The organism is Oryzomonas sagensis, assembly GCF_008802355.1.
GTDB lineage: Bacteria > Desulfobacterota > Desulfuromonadia > Geobacterales > Pseudopelobacteraceae > Oryzomonas > Oryzomonas sagensis.
On record NZ_VZRA01000003.1, the window covers coordinates 36,352 to 52,185 of the forward strand.

Consider the following 15,834-nt stretch of genomic DNA (forward strand, 5'->3'; position numbering starts at 1 on the left):
AGAGGAGACGCTACGGATGCGCTATCTGATTCATCTGAACATACTCTGCCTGCTTGGTGCGGTTGTCTCGCTGTCCGGTTGCACGGGAGGACGCCAGGCTTTCAGTACGGGCGAAAGATTCGAGACCGAGGGCAGATACGAAGAGGCCATGTACAGCTATGCCGAGGCCTTTCGCAAAGAGCCCGAGGTCGGCGAATACCGGGTGCGTTTTCTCAGCGCTCGTCAAAAGGCCGCCGAAAAGCATTACAAAAATGGTCTTGAGCAAAGCGCCAGGGGGGACTATGCCGCTGCACTGGAAGCGTTCCAGAGCGCCTACGGACTTGATCCCGGCCAGGCCGTGTACAAACAGCAGGCTGAAGCGGCCGGCCGCATGAAGGAGGCCCAAGCTGCCTTCCTGGAAGGGGTGGACTTTGAAAAGTCCAACAAGTTCAAGGAGGCCAGCCGCGCTTTTACCCAAGCTGTGTCGTTGCGCCCCGACAACAAGGAGTATCAGGCCGCTCTGCGGCGTGTTGCCGGCATGCGCAAGAACAAGCTCGAAGGCTTTGAGCTGAGCCTCAAATCAGCCAAGCCGATCACGCTCAAGTTCAAGGATGCCAAGATCAAGGATGTCTTCAGCATCCTCACCCGGCTTTCCGGCATCAATTTTGTGTTCGACGATGGGGTGAAGGATCAGAACATCACTATCTACATTGAAAATGGGACCTTTCAGCAGGCCCTGGACCTTCTGACCAACATGTTCAAGCTGGGCCGCAAGGTGCTGAACGAAAGTACGGTGATCATCTATCCCAAACAGCCGGACAAGGTTAAACAGTACGAGGAGATGGAGGTGCGTACCTTCCACCTCAACTACCTGGAAGCCAAGAAGGCGATCAACCTGATCCGGGGCATGATACAGGTGCGCAAGATTCAGGTCAATGAGGACGCCAATTCGATCATTGTCCGGGATACCAAGGATGTTGTCGATGTGGTGGACAAAATCCTGGACGCCCACGATGTCCCCGAGCCTGAAGTCGTGCTCGATGTGGAGGTGGTGGAGCTCAACGATTCGAACACGGAAAACGTGGGGCTCCTGCTGAACTCCTACAACGTACAGTTGGGGGGCTTTGCGCCGGACGGCACGGCGCTCTCTTCGAGTCTTGCAACGACAACGTCGGCATCGACATCAACCACATCGTCGACCTCGTCTTCGTCAACCATCAGCAGCCTGATCCGCGCTTTTTCCATCAAGGGGTATGGCGGCTACGTGACGGTGCCCAATGCCACCTACAATTTCGGCAAGACACTGACCAAGGGCGAAGTGCTGTCCAACCCCAAGGTCAGGGTCAAAAACAAGGAAAAATCCAAGTTCACGGTCGGTACGAGGGTGCCGATCACCACTACGACCACCACCAATTCCACGACCAGCGTCAACGTCCAGTACGTGGATGTGGGGGTCAAGGTGAATGCCGAGCCGACCATCCAGCTCAATAATGAAGTTACCATAAAGCTGTCCCTCGAAGTAAGCTCGATCCTTTCCACCGAAACCGTGGGTAGTACGGACAGCGCCACCAAGGTCGTCACCATCGGCACCCGTAACCTTGAAACCGTGCTCAGCCTGAAGGACGGCGAAACCAGCGTCATCGGCGGTTTGATCTCGCGCACGAACAGCGACAGCAAGAGCAAGGTCTTCCTGTTGGGGGACCTGCCGCTCATCGGGCCGCTCCTCTCCAACTCCAACGGCAGCAAAGCCAAGACGGAACTGGTGCTGGCGATCACGCCGCGGCTGATACGCGGGGTGACCGTTCCCCAGGTCGACCTTTCCGCATTCATGTCCGGCAAGGAAGACGATCCATCCTTGGTCAGGCCGTTGGGAGCCTTCGAAGAGGAACCGGTTTATGCAACGGAGGGGAATGCGTCTGCTGCCCAGGCCGAGGCGGCTACGGAACCGTCGCCAAAGGAAACAAAAGCCACTCAGGGCCCCCGGCGCCCCCGGCGTCCCGCCCCCTCGCCATCAGCATTCGTGCCGGCACCGGCACCCGCACCCGCACCCGCGGCACCGGCACCGGCACCGGCGGCACCGGCGGCGGTAGCTCCGGTCCCGGCAGCAGCGGCAACAACGTTAGAGAAAGAGCGTCTGGCAAAGCAGAAAGCCGATCAGGAACGGATGGCTGCGGAAAAAAACGAACCGGAACAGGCTGCCGCCAAGCCCGCGCCTGGCGGCGGCGCGTTGCCTGGCGCGGCACCGGCACCGGCACCGGCGGCACCTTTGCCCCAATCAACATGGGTTTCGGATAAGGGGATGCTTGAGTTTGTCACCCCGTCCAGTATTGCCGTTGGCCAGCAGTTTACGGTGGCAGTCAGGGCGAGCTTTGTAAAAGATCTGATTAAAGCCCCCTTCGTGCTGGCGTACGATCCGGCAAAACTTGAGTATGTATCGATACTGGAGGGGCCGTTGCTCGGTAGCGATAACAAACCGACCTTCTTTTCCGGAGAAGACAACCCGGGAAAAGGTACGGTGACGGTCAGCCTGTCCCGCAAGGTGGAAAACGTTGGGGTGTCGGGAACGGGAACGATTGCCAGCCTTACCTTCAAGGCAAAAAAAGCAGGGGCTGCAAGTTTTGTCTTCAGCGACGTCAATTTTGTAGCCGCAGGCGGCAAACCTTATGAGATGTTGCCCTTCAGCAGGGTCGTTAATGTCACACGGTAAGACAAAGGGCTGGTTGTCAGACCGCAGCGGAGTCAGCCTGGTTGAACTGATCGTGACGATGACCATTCTGGCGATACTGGCGTCGGTCATCATGCCGATGATGCAGATGACCGCCGTCAGGACCCGCGAGATTGAGTTGCACCGCAATCTGCGCATCATCCGCACCGCCATAGACGACTTTCAGAAGAGTTACAAAAAGGCCGAACTGGAAGGGAAAATTCCCAAATCCCTGGATAAGTCGGGGTGTCCGGAAACGTTGCAGCAATTGGTGGATGGGTACGATTTCGGCGGCCTGTACCCGACCAAGAAGAAGTTCCTGCGCAGGATACCGCCCGATCCGATGAATCCGCCCCAGCCGGGGAAAGAGCCCGAGTGGGGCATGCGATCCTATGCCGACAAGCCGGATTCCACCACGTGGGGCGGCGAAGATGTCTACGATGTGTACTCAAAGAGTGAGGGAACGGCCATTGATGGGACGAAATACAACGAGTGGTGAGTGCTGCACACTGCGGTTTCGTACCCGGCCGGCTCCTGGCGGCCTTCCGGGCAACAGCCGCGGCTTTACCCTGATCGAGTTGATGATCGTGGTCTCGATCATCGGCATCCTGGCGGCCATTGCCGTGCCCAACTACCAGTGGGGCATCATCAAGACCAAGGAGGCGGTGCTGCGCGAAAATCTGCACAATTTGCGCAGCGTCATCGACCAGTATTATGCCGATCAGGGGAAGTATCCCGACTCGCTCAGTGACCTGACGGATAAGAAACATCAATATATGCGCGAACTCCCCAAGGACCCTTTTACCAAAAAGGATGACTGGCAACCCGAGGCTCCTCCTCTTACCGATACGCCGTCGGTCCCAGGAGGTGCCACGCCGTTGTCGGGAGGCGGCACCGGAGTCGCCCAGGGCAATGTGTGGGATGTCCACAGCAACTCGGACCTGGTGGGGACCAATGGTATTCCGTATCGGGAGTATTGAGGGCTCCGGCACACTCCTTCGCCATGCCGTGCCGCGCGTATTGTTTCCCGATGAAATTTAAGTGTCCCCAAATTCTGTTTTTGTTGAGCTCTACTCCAGGTACTCGAAATGATCCAACTCCATAATGTTTTCCTGGCATACCAAAAGGATGCCACGGCCTTAAACGGCATCAACCTGCGGATCGAAAAGGGAGAGTTTGTCTTCCTGACCGGCCCCTCCGGGGCAGGGAAGACCACGCTGCTGCGTCTTTTGTACGGTGCCCTCACCCCCACCCGCGGGCAGGTGCTGATCGACGGCCAGAATGTCTCCCGCATGACCCCGTCCCAAATCCCTTTTCTCCGTCGCAGCGTCGGGGTGGTGTTTCAGGACTTCAAGCTGCTCCCCAATCGGACGGTCTTCGAAAACGTCTCCATCACCCTTGAGGTGCTGGGGTGGGGGAGGGCGGATATCGGCAAAAAGGTCATGCATGTGCTGAAACAGATGGGCATGGAGTCCAAAATCGCCATGACCCCCCAGCGCCTTTCCGGCGGGGAACAGCAACGGGTGGCCCTGGCGCGGGCCCTGGTGAACGACCCGAAGATTCTCGTTGCGGACGAACCGACCGGAAATCTCGACGACGCCAACAAGAACCAGATTCTTAACATCTTCAAGGAAGCCAATGTGCGGGGGACGACGGTCGTGGTCGCCACCCATGACCGTCGGCTTATCGATAATTGCCACAAACGGCTGGTAACCCTCAGCAAGGGAGAGATCGTTGAACAGGTGGAAAAAGAAAGTACCCCCGGCGAATCAGCCTAACATACGCCCCAACCTTGCCGGCGAAGGGTTCGGCGGCCGGCTCGGCTATTATTTCACCCGCGCCTTGACCAACATCCGGCAGAATGTCTTTGTCAATGTGGTGACGGTGGGGACGATCACCCTGGCGCTCCTGATCGTTTCGCTGTTTCTCCTGGTGTTTGTCAACCTGGAGAATGCCGCGGAAAACTGGAGCGAGCGGGTGCAGGTGACGGTTTATTTCGACCGCGAGTTGAGTACCCAGGAACAGACGGCGCTGCGCGGCAAAATCATGGCCCTGGGCGGTGTGTCCCGCATCGGCTACGTGTCCCGGGATGAGGCGTTCAAACGCTTTGTCGGCAGACTCCGGGGGCAGGAGACACTGCTTGAGGGGGTCAGGTCCGACATCCTGCCCACCTCCTTCGAGATCTCCCTCAAACGGGCGAACCGGGATACCCGCGGGGTCGAGACGTTTGTCGCCTCCCTGAAGGGCATTCCGGGCATCACCGAGGTGCAGTACGGCGAGGAGTGGGTCCGGCGTTTCAATACCTTCCTGAACTTCATGCGGATGCTCGGGGCGTTGCTGGGCGGTTTTCTGGTGGTCGCGGTGGTGTTTATCGTTTCCAACACCATCAAGCTGACCATTTATTCCCGCCGCGACGAGCTGGAAGTTATGGCCCTGGTTGGCGCCACGCGGTTCTTCATCAAGGCCCCCTTTCTCATCGAAGGGATCATCCAGGGGGCGGCGGGCGCGGCGCTCGCCGTCGGCCTGCTGTGGGGGTTGTACGAGGGGTTCCTCCACAATGCGGGAAATTTTCTGACCTTCAATCCGGCCGCCTCCGGGCTGGCCTTTCTCCCGATCGAGTATGTGGGGGCCCTTGCCGTGGCCGGCATTCTGCTCGGTTTTGTCGGCAGCCTCACGTCTCTCAAACGCTTTATTACTATCTAAATCAATGATGCGATTGTTGTGCATACTGCTGATGCTTGCAGCGGCTTCTCCTGGCTGGGGGGACAACCCCAAGGATGAACTGAAGGGCGTCAAGCGGGAGATCAAGGCGAAGAGGCAACTCATCACCAAGACCCGCAAGGTCGAAGCAGTCGTCTCCACGGAACTCCAGGAGATAGACCGTTCCCTGGAACGGAAGATGAACGACCTGGGAAGCCTCGACCGGGACCTGCGGAACGTGGAATCGAATCTTGACCGCACCGGGCGCACCATCGCCCTGGTTACGGAAGAGACCAACCAGAAGAAGCGGGAGATCGAACGCCGCCTCGTTTCGCTCTACAAGGCGGGCGAACTGGGCGCGCTGCGCATGTTCTTCTCCGCCGAGTCGTTTCCCCAGATGGCGGAGAATGTCCGTTACATGCGTTCCATTCTGGAGAATGACAAAAAAATATTTGCAGAGTATACTGTAAAAATTGAGGAATTGCGCCGGCTGAAAGCCTCCCTGGAACAGGACATGACCAGGAAGGAGCGCATCAAGAGCGGCATAGCCTCCAAAAAGCGCGAGATCGAACAGGAAAAGAACAAGAAGTTTGCGTACCTGATCAAGGTCCGCCAGGACCGCAAGGGGTACGAATCGTCGCTCAAGGAACTCCAGGCCAACGCATCCCGGTTGCAGGCCATGCTGAACCGCCTTGAGGCGCTGAGCCGGAAAAAACTCTCGTCCCGGCACGAAAAGCCGGGGAGCAAGCTCAAGCCGCTCCCGGAACTTCCGCCGGTGCCCGATCGGGGCTTCGCCTCCCAGAGGGGGCGCATGGGGCTGCCGGTTCGGGGTGAGATCATCGAAACGTACGGCAAACACAAACACCCGGAATTCAATTCCTATACCTTCAGCAAAGGGCTCTCCATCGCTGCCGGTGCCGGTACGGAGATCAAGGCGATCTACGATGGCAGTGTTATCTTTGCGGACTACTTCAAGGGGTACGGCAACATGATCATTGTCGATCATGGCGGCGGCTATTTCAGCCTCTACGCCCACGCCGCGAAGATAACGAAGAAGGTGGGCGCCGAGGTAGGCAAGAACGAGACGCTGGCCACGGTGGGGGATGTGGATTCCACCAAGGGGCCGATGCTGTACTTCGAAATAAGGCACCAGGGCAAGCCGGTGGACCCGGCAGGCTGGGTGCGGTAACTCTACTTTAGATATCCTAACGCTGTTCAATACAAACGGAGGCAGAAGATGTTCACAATCGGCAGGAAAAAGAAGAAGGTGGTGGTCGGCTTTGCACTCGTGGTCGCTGTCCTCGTTGTTTTCATCGGCATCAGCACGCAGCGGCACGCGGCGGCGGAGGGCAAGGGGAGCGATTACGAGTCGATCGAACTCTTTACGGATGTCATGGCGATCATCAAGAAGAGTTACGTGGACGAGGTCGATACCAAAAAGCTCATCTACGGCGCGATCAACGGCATGCTCTCGTCCCTCGACCCCCACAGTTCCTTTATGTCCCCCGAGACCTATAAGGAGATGAAGATCGATACCAAGGGGGCCTTCGGCGGGCTGGGAATCGAGATCTCAACCAAGGACGGCGTCCTGACCGTCATTTCGCCCATCGAAGATACGCCCGCTTTCAAGGCCGGGATCAAGGCCGGCGACCAGATTCTCAAGATCGACGACAAATTCACCAAGGACCTGAATATCAACGAAGCGGTCAAGCGGATGCGCGGCCCCAAGGGGACCAAGGTCGTTTTGACCATTATGCGCGAAGGTTTCGAAAAACCGCAGGACTTTACCCTGGTGCGTGACGTGATCCAGGTGAAGAGCGTCCGCTCCCGCTTGCTGGACGATGGCTACGGGTATGTGCGCATCGCCCAGTTCCAGGAAAAGACCGATGAAGACCTCACCAAAGCCCTCAAATCCCTCAAGGATGAAAACAAAGGCGACCTCAAGGGACTGGTCCTCGACCTGCGCAACGATCCCGGCGGGCTCCTGGATCAGGCGGTGCGGGTGGTGGACCACTTTATCGCCGAAGGGCAGATGGTTGTGTATACCGAGGGACGTGAAAAGGATTCCAAGATGCAATTCACGGCCAAAAAGGGCGGCAAGGAGCCGAACTACGCGATTGTCGTGCTGATCAACGGCGGCAGCGCAAGCGCTTCCGAGATCGTGGCCGGGGCACTGCAGGACCACAAACGGGCCATTATCATGGGGACCCAGAGTTTCGGCAAGGGCTCGGTCCAGACCATCATCCCGCTCTCGGACGATTCCGGCCTGCGCCTCACCACGGCCCGTTACTACACGCCCAAAGGGCGTTCCATCCAGGCCAAGGGCATAACCCCCGACATCACGGTCGAGCGTCTGGAGCTGCCCAAGGAAACCGCGGAGAAGAAGGAGTTCATGCATATCCGCGAGAAGGACCTGGAGCACCACTTCGAGAACGAGGACAAGACCGATCAGGGCGCCAGCAAAAAGGACGGCAAAAAGGAAAAAGCCGCCCAGCAGAAGATCGACGACGCCTTGAAGAACGACTATCAGGCCATGCGTGCCCTTGACCTCCTCAAAGGGTGGGACATCCTGAAAACCATGGGGCCGGGCAAGTAGGCCGCCTGCCCGGGTGCGCGCGGGAAACCGGCGCCCCCGGGCGGACTCACGTCCCGCAACACTACGGTGAACAAACCGAGAAACAACAGATATAAGCAGAAACAGGGCGGCAGCCGTATCGCCGCCCTGACTGTTGTGGCCGTCATCATACTCGCCGTTGGCCTCTATCTGCTGAACGCACCCCGGGGCAACGCCCCTCCCCCCGTTCCTCCCCCCCATGCCGCAAGCCCGCCGCCCGTTCCGGAACAGAATGCCCGGCGGCCCGTGGAACCGGTTCCGCCGGCGCCCGCGGCAGTGAAACCGGCCCATAAGGAGTATCCGAAGGAAAACGCCGCCACCACCGACGAAGAAAAAACAAAGCCGGCTACGGGGCGGAAGGATGGCGCCCATGGGCACCTGGCCGTCATCATCGACGATATGGGGAGCAATCTGCAGGAAGCCCGCGCCCTGGCGGGCATCGGCCTTCCCGTGACCTTCTCCATCATCCCCGGTCTGCGCCGCGACCGCGAGGTGGCGGACTTCGCCGCCCAAAGCGGCATCGAGACCATGATCCATATCCCCATGCAGTCCAAGGGGTGGCCCCAACGCAGGCTGGAGGCCAACGGGCTCCTGATCGCCATGGACGACGCCGCCATCCGCGAGCATATGGGCGACTATGCGCTCCGCATCCCCCGGGCCTTGGGGGTAAACAACCACATGGGCTCCGAGTTCACCGAACACGAGGACAAGATGCGCACGGTGCTGGAGGTGTTGAAGGGGAGGGGGCTGTTCTTCGTGGACAGCGTGACGACCCCCCAGACGGTCGGACTGCGGCTGGCGCGCGAGATGGGGGTGAGGGCGGGCAAACGGAACGTGTTTCTCGATAACGAGCAGGACGGCGCCTATATCCGCGGGCAACTGGCCCAGGCGGTGCGGCTGGCAAAGAGAAACGGCGCCGCCATCGCCATCTGCCACCCGCACCCGGCAACCATCGCCACCCTGGCCGAGGCGCTGCCCGCCTTGGTCGGGCAGGGGATCACCCTGGTGCCGGTGTCGCGTCTGGTGCGGTAACAACGTCGCACGGCGTCATGCCGGCAGTCAAAGGGACAAAAAAAGGGGGACAGCTTGTGTTGTAAGCCGTCCCCCTTTTGCATGCGTCATGGAGCGGGAATGGGCGCCTGTCTCAGAGGTTCTTCAGCAGGTGCCCCATCTTTGCCTGTTTGGTCTTGAGGTACTTGCGGTTGCTCTCGTTGGGGACGGCCTCTATGGCGACCCGCTCGACGATATCGATCCCGTAGCCCTGCAAACCGATGAGCTTTTTGGGGTTGTTGGTCAGAAGGCGGATCTTGGTGATGCCCAGGGTGAGCAGAATCTGGGCTCCGATGCCGTAATCGCGCAGATCGGCCTTGAAACCCAACTCCAGATTGGCTTCCACCGTGTCGCGGCCCCGATCCTGGAGTTCGTAGGCGCGGAGCTTGTTGATCAGGCCGATGCCCCGCCCTTCCTGGCGCATGTAGAGGATGACCCCCTTACCTTCCCGATCGATCATCTCCATGGCGCGGTGCAACTGCTCCCCGCAGTCGCAGCGTTTGCTCCCGAGGACATCGCCGGTCAGGCACTCGGAATGCACCCTGACCAGTATGGATTCCCCTTTGGCGAATTCCCCCTTGACCAGGGCGATGTGATCCAGGTGGTCCACATCATTTTCAAAGGCGATGGCCTTCCACTCTCCGCCGTACACCGACGGGAGATGGGCTTCGGCCACGGTGCGCACGAGACGTTCGTGCCGCAGCCGATAGGCGACCAGATCGGCTACGGTGCAAATCTTGATGCCATGCTCCTGCGCGAATTTTTGCAATTCCGGCATGCGCGACATGGTTCCGTCGTCGTTCATGATCTCGCAGATGACCCCGGACGGTTTCAGTCCCGCCAAACGCGCCAGATCCACCGAACCTTCGGTCTGTCCCGACCGGACCAGGACGCCGCCCTTGCGGGCGCGCAGGGGGAAGATGTGGCCGGGGCTGACCAGATCATTCGAGGTCGCCTTGTCGGCAACGGCGGTCAGGACGGTGTGGGCCCGGTCGGCGGCCGAGATGCCGGTGGTGACCCCGTGTTTTGCCTCGATGGAGATGGTGAACGCGGTTTCAAAAGGGGAGGTGTTGTCGCGCACCATGGGGCGCAGGCCGAGCTCGTCGCACTTTTCGCCCGTCATGGTCAGACAGATCAGGCCGCGGCCGTATTTGGCCATGAAATTTATCGCCTCCGGCGTGACCGCCTCGGCCGCCATGGTCAGGTCGCCCTCATTCTCGCGATCCTCGTCATCGGCCAGGATGACCATCTTGCCCTGCCGGATATCCTCTATCGCTTCTTCTATGGTTGCTATCGACATGTGAACGCTATTCCTTTCTGCTTACAAAAATCCGTTTTCCGCCAACGTCTTCATGCTTAATCCGGCGCCGTCCTTCCAAGGTGAGGCCAAGCGCTCGATGTATTTCCCTAGGATATCGGTTTCGATGTTCACGCTGTCTCCCGGCGTCAGGCCCGCCAAGGTGGTTTTGGCAAAGGAGTGGGGGATTACGGTGACGGTAAAGCCGTCGCCGCTCACCTCGTTTACGGTCAGGCTGATGCCGTTTATGGCCACCGACCCCTTTTTGACCAGATAACGGGCGAATCCGGCCGGGAGGGTGAAGGTCAGGACATGATAACCGGAAGTCCGCTCGATCCTTGCCAGCGTGCCGCAGCAATCCACATGCCCGGTTACCATATGCCCCCCCAGGCGGTCACCCATGCGCAGCGCCCGCTCCAGGTTGACCTTGTCGCCCGTTTTCAACGCTTCGAAGGTGCTCCTGGAGATGGTCTCCGGCGAGACGTCGAAGGTCAGGACCGTGCCGGAGATACTGGTGACCGTCAGGCAGATGCCGTTGACCGCCACCGAATCGCCCAGGGCGATCTCATGGGCGGGCAGGGCGGTTGCGATGCCGAGCACGGCCGCCTTGTCGCTGCGCCTGAATGAGGTCACCGTGCCCATGTCTTCGATCAGGCCGGTGAACATGCCGCCTCCGCCGGCCAGGCGTGGACGATGATGTCCTGGCCGCTATGGGCGATCTGGCCGAATTGCAGCTTGATCGCCTGGTCCATGCTGGTGATTCCGCGCAGGGTGAAGGGCGCGAATCCGTCGGAGCCTATGATCTTGGGCGCCAGGAAAAAAATGAACTCGTCGATGGCGTTGTTTTGCAGCATCTCGCCCGCCAGCCTGCTTCCCCCCTCGAGGAGGATGGACTGTATTCCCCGCTTGCCGAGTTTCTGCAGCAGATCCACCATGGAAACCCGGCCGTCGTATTCGTCGCAGACGATGACGGTGGCCCCCTGTTGGGTGTAGCGCAGATGCACCCGGGGATTGCTTTCGGTGGTGGCGATGATGGTGCCGGGGGCCATGCTCTCGCTGAGCACGCCGACGCTCTCCGGGGTCCGCAGCCGGGTATCCAGGATGATCCTGAGGGGGTTGCGCCCCTTCACATGGCGGACCGTCAACTGGGGATTGTCGGCGATGATCGTATCCACGCCCACCATGATGGCGTCGTGAGCCGCCCGCAGCCGGTGGGTATAGCGCCGCGAATCCGGGCAACTGATCCACTGGGATTCGCCGGTGACGGTCGCGATGTTGCCGTCCAGAGTCATGGCGCACTTGTAGGTCACATAGGGGAGGCCGGTGGTGACGTGCTTGATGAAGGGGCGGTTGATGGCCCGGCACTCAGCCTCCATGACGCCGTGTTCCACCATGATGCCGGCCTTGCGCAGCAGGGCGAAGCCCTTGCCCGCCACCAGGGGATTGGGGTCGACCATGCCGGCAACCACCCGCCGCACGCCGGCGGCGATCAGGGCTTTGGCGCAGGGGGGCGTGCGCCCGGTGTGGCTGCAGGGCTCCAGCGTGACAAAGACATCGGCACCTTGGGCCAAGGAACCGGCCATGGAGAGCGCGTTAACTTCGGCATGGGGCAGGCCGGCCTTCCGGTGCCACCCCTCGCCGACGACGCGCCCATCCTTGACGACGACGCATCCCACCGCAGGGTTGGGCGATGTTTTGCCGACCCCCTTGCGGGCCAGGGCGAGAGCCCGTTTCATATGGCGTTGGTCTTGTTCACTCATTTTTTGAGCAGCTCCTGTAACTCCTGCATGAATTCGCCAATGTCACGGAACGACCGGTAGACGGAGGCAAAACGGACATAGGCCACCTCATCCATGCCGTGCAACTCCTTCATGAGCCACTCACCGATAGCCGTCGTGGATATTTCCCGCTCGGAAGATTCCTGTATCTTGCTTTCCAGCCGGTCCACCAGGCGTTCTATTTCGTCGATGGATATGGGACGCTTTTCACAGGCCTTTTTGATGCCGGAGACGATCTTCATCCGGTCGAACGGCTCGCGGCGCCCATCCTTTTTGCAGACCAGCGGGAGCATCTCTTCGATGCGTTCGTGGGTGGTGAAACGCTTGGCGCACCCCTCGCACTCCCTCCGGCGTCTGATGGCGGATCCCCCTTTGTCGGGGCGCGAGTCCACAACCTTGCTGTCGGGATGGCTGCAAAAAGGGCATTTCACGGTCAGGAACCTCCGGTGTCGCCGATAAATTGTACCACGTTCAGGCCGCTTTCGGTGGTCATTTCCCGAGCAAGTTCGTCGGCATACCCCTCGCTGTAGACGATGGCGCGTATGCCTGCGTTGATGATCATCTTGGTGCAGATGATACAGGGCATGGTGGTGCAGTAGAGGGTGGCGCCGTCGATATTGGTGCCGTGGCGTGCCGCCTGGATGATGGCGTTTTGTTCGGCGTGCAGGCCGCGGCACAACTCGTGGCGTTCGCCGGAAGGAACGCGAAGCCGTTCCCGCAGACAGCCGGCGGCTTCACAGTGGCTGATGCCGGAAGGAACGCCGTTGTAGCCTGTGGCAAGGATGTTGCGGTCTTTGACAAGTACTGCCCCGACCTGTCTGCGCAGGCACGTGGAACGTGTTGCGACCAGGCGGGTGATGTCCATGAAATACTGGTCCCATGATGGGCGGGGCATAATAAGGTCTCTTTAAATGTAAGGATGTACACCAAATTACTCCAATATCCGCGTGAGGTCAATATGTAAGCAGTTGCACGGGGGACAGGCCCCACGCATTGTGCGGCTATGCGGCCTTATATGATTGAAACCTCTGTGATTATTCCCCTTTGGCGAAGGTCTTGCATTTTTGCCGGGCGGATGATAGTATTTAGCAGTCAATAGAGGAGAGTGCTAATGCGCTCCCCGGAGCGCCATCAATATCCCTTCCAGGAGAAGCCATATGGTTACGCGACTTCCGGTTGTAGCTGACAGTTTGACCCTGTATCTTTCGGAGATCAGAAAGGTTCCCCTTCTTTCGGAGGACGAGGAACACCGCTTTGCGGTGAAGTTTTTTGAAGAAAAGGATCTGGAAGCGGCCCATTCGCTGATCACTGCAAACCTGCGTTTCGTGGTCAAGGTTGCCGCCGAATACCGCCATTACGGCATGAAGATGCTCGACCTGATTCAGGAGGGCAATATCGGCCTGATGATGGCGGTGCGCAAGTTTAACCCCTATAAGGGAATCCGCCTGATCTCCTACGCGGTCTGGTGGATACGGGCCTATATACAGAATCATATCGTTTCCGCCTGGAGCCTCCTCAAGATCGGCACCACCCAGGCGCAGCGCAAACTGTTCTTCAAGCTGCGGGAGGCCAAGGACGCCATCCGCAGGTTGGGCAATGGCGAGGACGATCTTCACGCCACGGCCCTGTCGCTCAATGTGAGCGATCAGGAGGTCGCGGAGATGGAGCAGCGCCTCCACGGAGAGGCCTCCCTGGACGCCGAGATCCCGGGGGGCGAAGGCTTCACCCTGCTGGAAAATCTGGCGGACGACCGGCAGAATCAGGAAGAGGCCTTGTCCGAGTTCCAGGAAAGCCAGCAACTCCATCGCCAGGTGGCGCGCGTCGTGGCGGGGTTGAACGAGAAGGAGCGCTTCATCGTGGAAAAGCGGATCAGTGCCGATGAGCCTCTGACCCTTCAGGAAATTGCCACCCATTTTTCCATCTCCCGAGAGCGGGTGCGCCAGATAGAGGAAGCGGCATTGAAAAAGATGAAAACTGCGCTTACTCCCCTGTTATCGGCCGCTTAGCCGGCGCGTCCCCGGACGCGGCCCCCTTGCGGAGCGGGATTTTAAAAAACTTATTTTTGCATATCAGAAAAAAATCTTGACTTTATCGGCGTCTTTCTTTAAATAAACAAATTCTGTTTCGCGATTAATGAAACAAGTGCTGGCGTAGCTCAATTGGTAGAGCAGCTGACTTGTAATCAGCAGGTTGCGGGTTCGAGTCCCATCGCCAGCTCCAGCGAAGACAGAATGAATTTGGCTTTAGTATCATTCTCCCTGGAGGGATTCCCGAGCGGCCAAAGGGAACAGACTGTAAATCTGTCGTCGTACGACTTCGGAGGTTCGAATCCTCCTCCCTCCACCATACAACCATCGGAAGCCGGCAGCAGGATGTGAACCCAGGAGACCGCGGTCGTTTGAACTGGTAAGGATTGTGTTGGGGTGGTTTCCAAATATCTTCATCTGGTAGCGCGGGAGTAGCTCAGTTGGCTAGAGCATCAGCCTTCCAAGCTGAGGGTCGCGGGTTCGAGTCCCGTTTCCCGCTCCAGTTATCGCCCACATAGCTCAGGAGGTAGAGCACTTCCTTGGTAAGGAAGAGGTCTCCGGTTCGAGTCCGGATGTGGGCTCCATTTCTTTTCGGCAACACCCAACATAACTGTGTGCAGGTAGACAAAACAAAAGGCAATGAATGAGGAGGGCCTGTTATCATGGCGAAGGCTAAATTCGAGCGTAACAAACCGCATGTAAACATCGGCACGATAGGTCACGTTGACCACGGCAAGACCACGTTGACCGCCGCCATCACGAAGGTATTGGCCGGTAAGGGTCAGGCCGAATTCAAGGCATTCGACCAGATCGACAATGCTCCCGAAGAGCGTGAGCGCGGTATTACGATTGCCACTGCGCACGTTGAATACGAGACCGAGAAGCGTCACTACGCCCACGTCGACTGTCCGGGCCACGCCGACTACGTCAAGAACATGATCACGGGAGCCGCGCAGATGGACGGCGCCATCCTGGTCGTGTCCGCCGCCGACGGCCCCATGCCCCAGACCCGCGAGCACATCCTGCTTGCCCGTCAGGTAGGCGTTCCCTACATCGTCGTCTTCCTGAACAAGGCGGACATGGTGGACGACGCCGAGCTGCTGGAACTGGTTGAGCTCGAGATTCGCGAGCTTCTGTCCAGCTACGACTTCCCGGGCGACGATATTCCCATCATCAAAGGTTCGGCCCTCCAGGCGCTGAACGGCGAGAAGGGCGAACTGGCCGAGCCGGCCATCATTGCCCTGATGGATGCGGTCGATGCCTACATCCCCAATCCTGAGCGCGCCATCGACAAGCCGTTTTTGATGCCTGTCGAAGACGTCTTCTCCATCTCCGGTCGTGGTACCGTTGCCACCGGTCGTGTTGAGCGCGGTATCGTCAAGGTTGGCGAAGAGGTCGAGATCGTCGGTATCAAAGCCACGGCCAAGACCACGGTAACCGGTGTCGAGATGTTCCGCAAGCTGCTGGACGAAGGTCGTGCCGGCGACAACATCGGCGCCCTGCTGCGCGGTGTGAAGCGTGAAGACATCGAGCGCGGCCAAGTGCTTGCCAAGCCGGGCAGCATCACTCCGCACACCAAGTTCAAGGCTGAAGCCTATATTCTGACCAAGGAAGAGGGCGGTCGTCATACGCCGTTCTTCAACGGCTACCGTCCCCAGTTCTACTTCCGGACGACGGACGTGACC

At 59.1% G+C, this 15,834-nt stretch carries 15 protein-coding genes and 4 tRNA genes; 14 read left to right on the forward strand and 5 right to left on the reverse strand.

The window, feature by feature from the left end; genetic code table 11:
• Window positions 1–16: 16 nt before the first annotated feature.
• The 8 genes from F6V30_RS10905 (at window position 17) to F6V30_RS17385 (ending at window position 9,029) form a co-directional block, all read left to right on the forward strand.
• Window positions 17–2,686 carry a cohesin domain-containing protein gene (locus F6V30_RS10905; RefSeq protein ID WP_151157019.1) on the forward strand — a complete coding sequence of 890 codons (2,670 nt, stop codon included), beginning with the start codon at window positions 17–19 and terminating at the stop codon, window positions 2,684–2,686.
• Window positions 2,673–3,182: a type II secretion system protein gene (locus F6V30_RS10910; RefSeq protein WP_151157020.1), complete on the forward strand. Its 510-nt coding sequence runs from the start codon at window positions 2,673–2,675 to the stop codon at window positions 3,180–3,182. Before F6V30_RS10905 ends, F6V30_RS10910 begins: the two co-directional genes overlap by 14 nt.
• Window positions 3,157–3,663, forward strand: a complete 507-nt coding sequence (locus F6V30_RS10915) for a type IV pilin protein (protein ID WP_151157021.1) — start codon at window positions 3,157–3,159, stop codon at window positions 3,661–3,663. The genes F6V30_RS10910 and F6V30_RS10915 overlap by 26 nt, the downstream gene beginning before the upstream one ends.
• 108 nt (window positions 3,664–3,771) lie before the next feature.
• A complete protein-coding gene (ftsE, locus tag F6V30_RS10920; protein WP_149306092.1) occupies window positions 3,772–4,461 on the forward strand; it encodes a cell division ATP-binding protein FtsE in 690 nt (229 codons plus the stop codon).
• Window positions 4,418–5,386 carry a permease-like cell division protein FtsX gene (gene ftsX / locus F6V30_RS10925; RefSeq protein WP_151157022.1) on the forward strand — a complete coding sequence of 323 codons (969 nt, stop codon included), beginning with the start codon at window positions 4,418–4,420 and terminating at the stop codon, window positions 5,384–5,386. The genes ftsE and ftsX overlap by 44 nt, the downstream gene beginning before the upstream one ends.
• Before the next feature lie 7 nt (window positions 5,387–5,393).
• A complete protein-coding gene (locus F6V30_RS10930) occupies window positions 5,394–6,572 on the forward strand; it encodes a murein hydrolase activator EnvC family protein (RefSeq protein WP_151157532.1) in 1,179 nt (392 codons plus the stop codon).
• 48 nt (window positions 6,573–6,620) lie between these two features.
• On the forward strand, window positions 6,621–7,979 hold the full coding sequence (locus F6V30_RS10935) for a S41 family peptidase (RefSeq protein WP_151157023.1): 1,359 nt from the start codon (window positions 6,621–6,623) through the stop codon (window positions 7,977–7,979).
• Between the two features lie 66 nt (window positions 7,980–8,045).
• Window positions 8,046–9,029: a divergent polysaccharide deacetylase family protein gene (locus F6V30_RS17385; RefSeq protein WP_246163456.1), complete on the forward strand. Its 984-nt coding sequence runs from the start codon at window positions 8,046–8,048 to the stop codon at window positions 9,027–9,029.
• Window positions 9,030–9,141: 112 nt separating this feature from the next.
• Here the strand turns inward: F6V30_RS17385 and F6V30_RS10945 are convergent, their stop codons facing one another.
• Genes F6V30_RS10945 through F6V30_RS10965 form a run of 5 tightly spaced genes read right to left on the reverse strand, consistent with a single transcriptional unit; the run spans window position 9,142 to window position 13,017 of the window.
• Window positions 9,142–10,347: a bifunctional 3,4-dihydroxy-2-butanone-4-phosphate synthase/GTP cyclohydrolase II gene (locus F6V30_RS10945; protein WP_151157024.1), complete on the reverse strand. Its 1,206-nt coding sequence runs from the start codon at window positions 10,345–10,347 to the stop codon at window positions 9,142–9,144.
• Between the two features lie 21 nt (window positions 10,348–10,368).
• On the reverse strand, window positions 10,369–11,010 hold the full coding sequence (locus F6V30_RS10950; RefSeq protein WP_151157025.1) for a riboflavin synthase: 642 nt from the start codon (window positions 11,008–11,010) through the stop codon (window positions 10,369–10,371).
• Entirely contained in the window at window positions 10,995–12,104 is a 1,110-nt protein-coding gene (gene ribD, locus F6V30_RS10955) for a bifunctional diaminohydroxyphosphoribosylaminopyrimidine deaminase/5-amino-6-(5-phosphoribosylamino)uracil reductase RibD (protein WP_151157026.1), read from the reverse strand. The genes F6V30_RS10950 and ribD overlap by 16 nt, the downstream gene beginning before the upstream one ends.
• The gene (gene nrdR / locus F6V30_RS10960) at window positions 12,101–12,553 is read right to left on the reverse strand and encodes a transcriptional regulator NrdR (protein WP_151157027.1); all 453 of its coding nucleotides are present in this window, start codon (window positions 12,551–12,553) and stop codon (window positions 12,101–12,103) included. The genes ribD and nrdR overlap by 4 nt, the downstream gene beginning before the upstream one ends.
• A gap of 2 nt (window positions 12,554–12,555) precedes the next feature.
• On the reverse strand, window positions 12,556–13,017 hold the full coding sequence (locus F6V30_RS10965; protein WP_151157028.1) for a deoxycytidylate deaminase: 462 nt from the start codon (window positions 13,015–13,017) through the stop codon (window positions 12,556–12,558).
• Between the two features lie 262 nt (window positions 13,018–13,279).
• Between F6V30_RS10965 and rpoH the strand changes: the two genes are divergently transcribed.
• The 6 genes from rpoH to tuf form a co-directional block, all read left to right on the forward strand.
• Window positions 13,280–14,128: an RNA polymerase sigma factor RpoH gene (gene rpoH, locus F6V30_RS10970; RefSeq protein WP_151157029.1), complete on the forward strand. Its 849-nt coding sequence runs from the start codon at window positions 13,280–13,282 to the stop codon at window positions 14,126–14,128.
• A gap of 138 nt (window positions 14,129–14,266) precedes the next feature.
• Window positions 14,267–14,342: transfer RNA gene (locus tag F6V30_RS10975), tRNA-Thr, on the forward strand.
• 40 nt (window positions 14,343–14,382) lie between these two features.
• Window positions 14,383–14,468: transfer RNA gene (locus F6V30_RS10980), tRNA-Tyr, on the forward strand.
• A gap of 106 nt (window positions 14,469–14,574) precedes the next feature.
• A tRNA-Gly gene (locus tag F6V30_RS10985) sits at window positions 14,575–14,651 on the forward strand.
• A 6-nt stretch (window positions 14,652–14,657) separates the two neighbouring features.
• Window positions 14,658–14,733 (forward strand) — tRNA-Thr (locus F6V30_RS10990).
• 78 nt (window positions 14,734–14,811) lie between these two features.
• The coding region (gene tuf, locus F6V30_RS10995; RefSeq protein WP_151157534.1) for an elongation factor Tu at window positions 14,812–15,834 on the forward strand (1,023 nt) is incomplete at its 3' end.

Bases quoted from the DNA above. Each gene is read 5' to 3' on its own strand.
- F6V30_RS10935 (WP_151157023.1), top strand. From the start codon at position 6,621: ATGTTCACAATCGGCAGGAAAAAGAAGAAGGTGGTGGTCGGCTTTGCA.
- F6V30_RS10915 (WP_151157021.1), top strand. From the start codon at position 3,157: ATGGGACGAAATACAACGAGTGGTGAGTGCTGCACACTGCGGTTTCGT.
- F6V30_RS10945 (WP_151157024.1), bottom strand. From the start codon at position 10,347: ATGTCGATAGCAACCATAGAAGAAGCGATAGAGGATATCCGGCAGGGC.
- rpoH (WP_151157029.1), top strand. From the start codon at position 13,280: ATGGTTACGCGACTTCCGGTTGTAGCTGACAGTTTGACCCTGTATCTT.
- ftsE (WP_149306092.1), top strand. From the start codon at position 3,772: ATGATCCAACTCCATAATGTTTTCCTGGCATACCAAAAGGATGCCACG.
- F6V30_RS10950 (WP_151157025.1), bottom strand. From the start codon at position 11,010: ATGTTCACCGGCCTGATCGAAGACATGGGCACGGTGACCTCATTCAGG.
- F6V30_RS10930 (WP_151157532.1), top strand. From the start codon at position 5,394: ATGCGATTGTTGTGCATACTGCTGATGCTTGCAGCGGCTTCTCCTGGC.
- F6V30_RS10905 (WP_151157019.1), top strand. From the start codon at position 17: ATGCGCTATCTGATTCATCTGAACATACTCTGCCTGCTTGGTGCGGTT.
- F6V30_RS10910 (WP_151157020.1), top strand. From the start codon at position 2,673: ATGTCACACGGTAAGACAAAGGGCTGGTTGTCAGACCGCAGCGGAGTC.
- F6V30_RS10965 (WP_151157028.1), bottom strand. From the start codon at position 13,017: ATGCCCCGCCCATCATGGGACCAGTATTTCATGGACATCACCCGCCTG.
- ribD (WP_151157026.1), bottom strand. From the start codon at position 12,104: ATGAGTGAACAAGACCAACGCCATATGAAACGGGCTCTCGCCCTGGCC.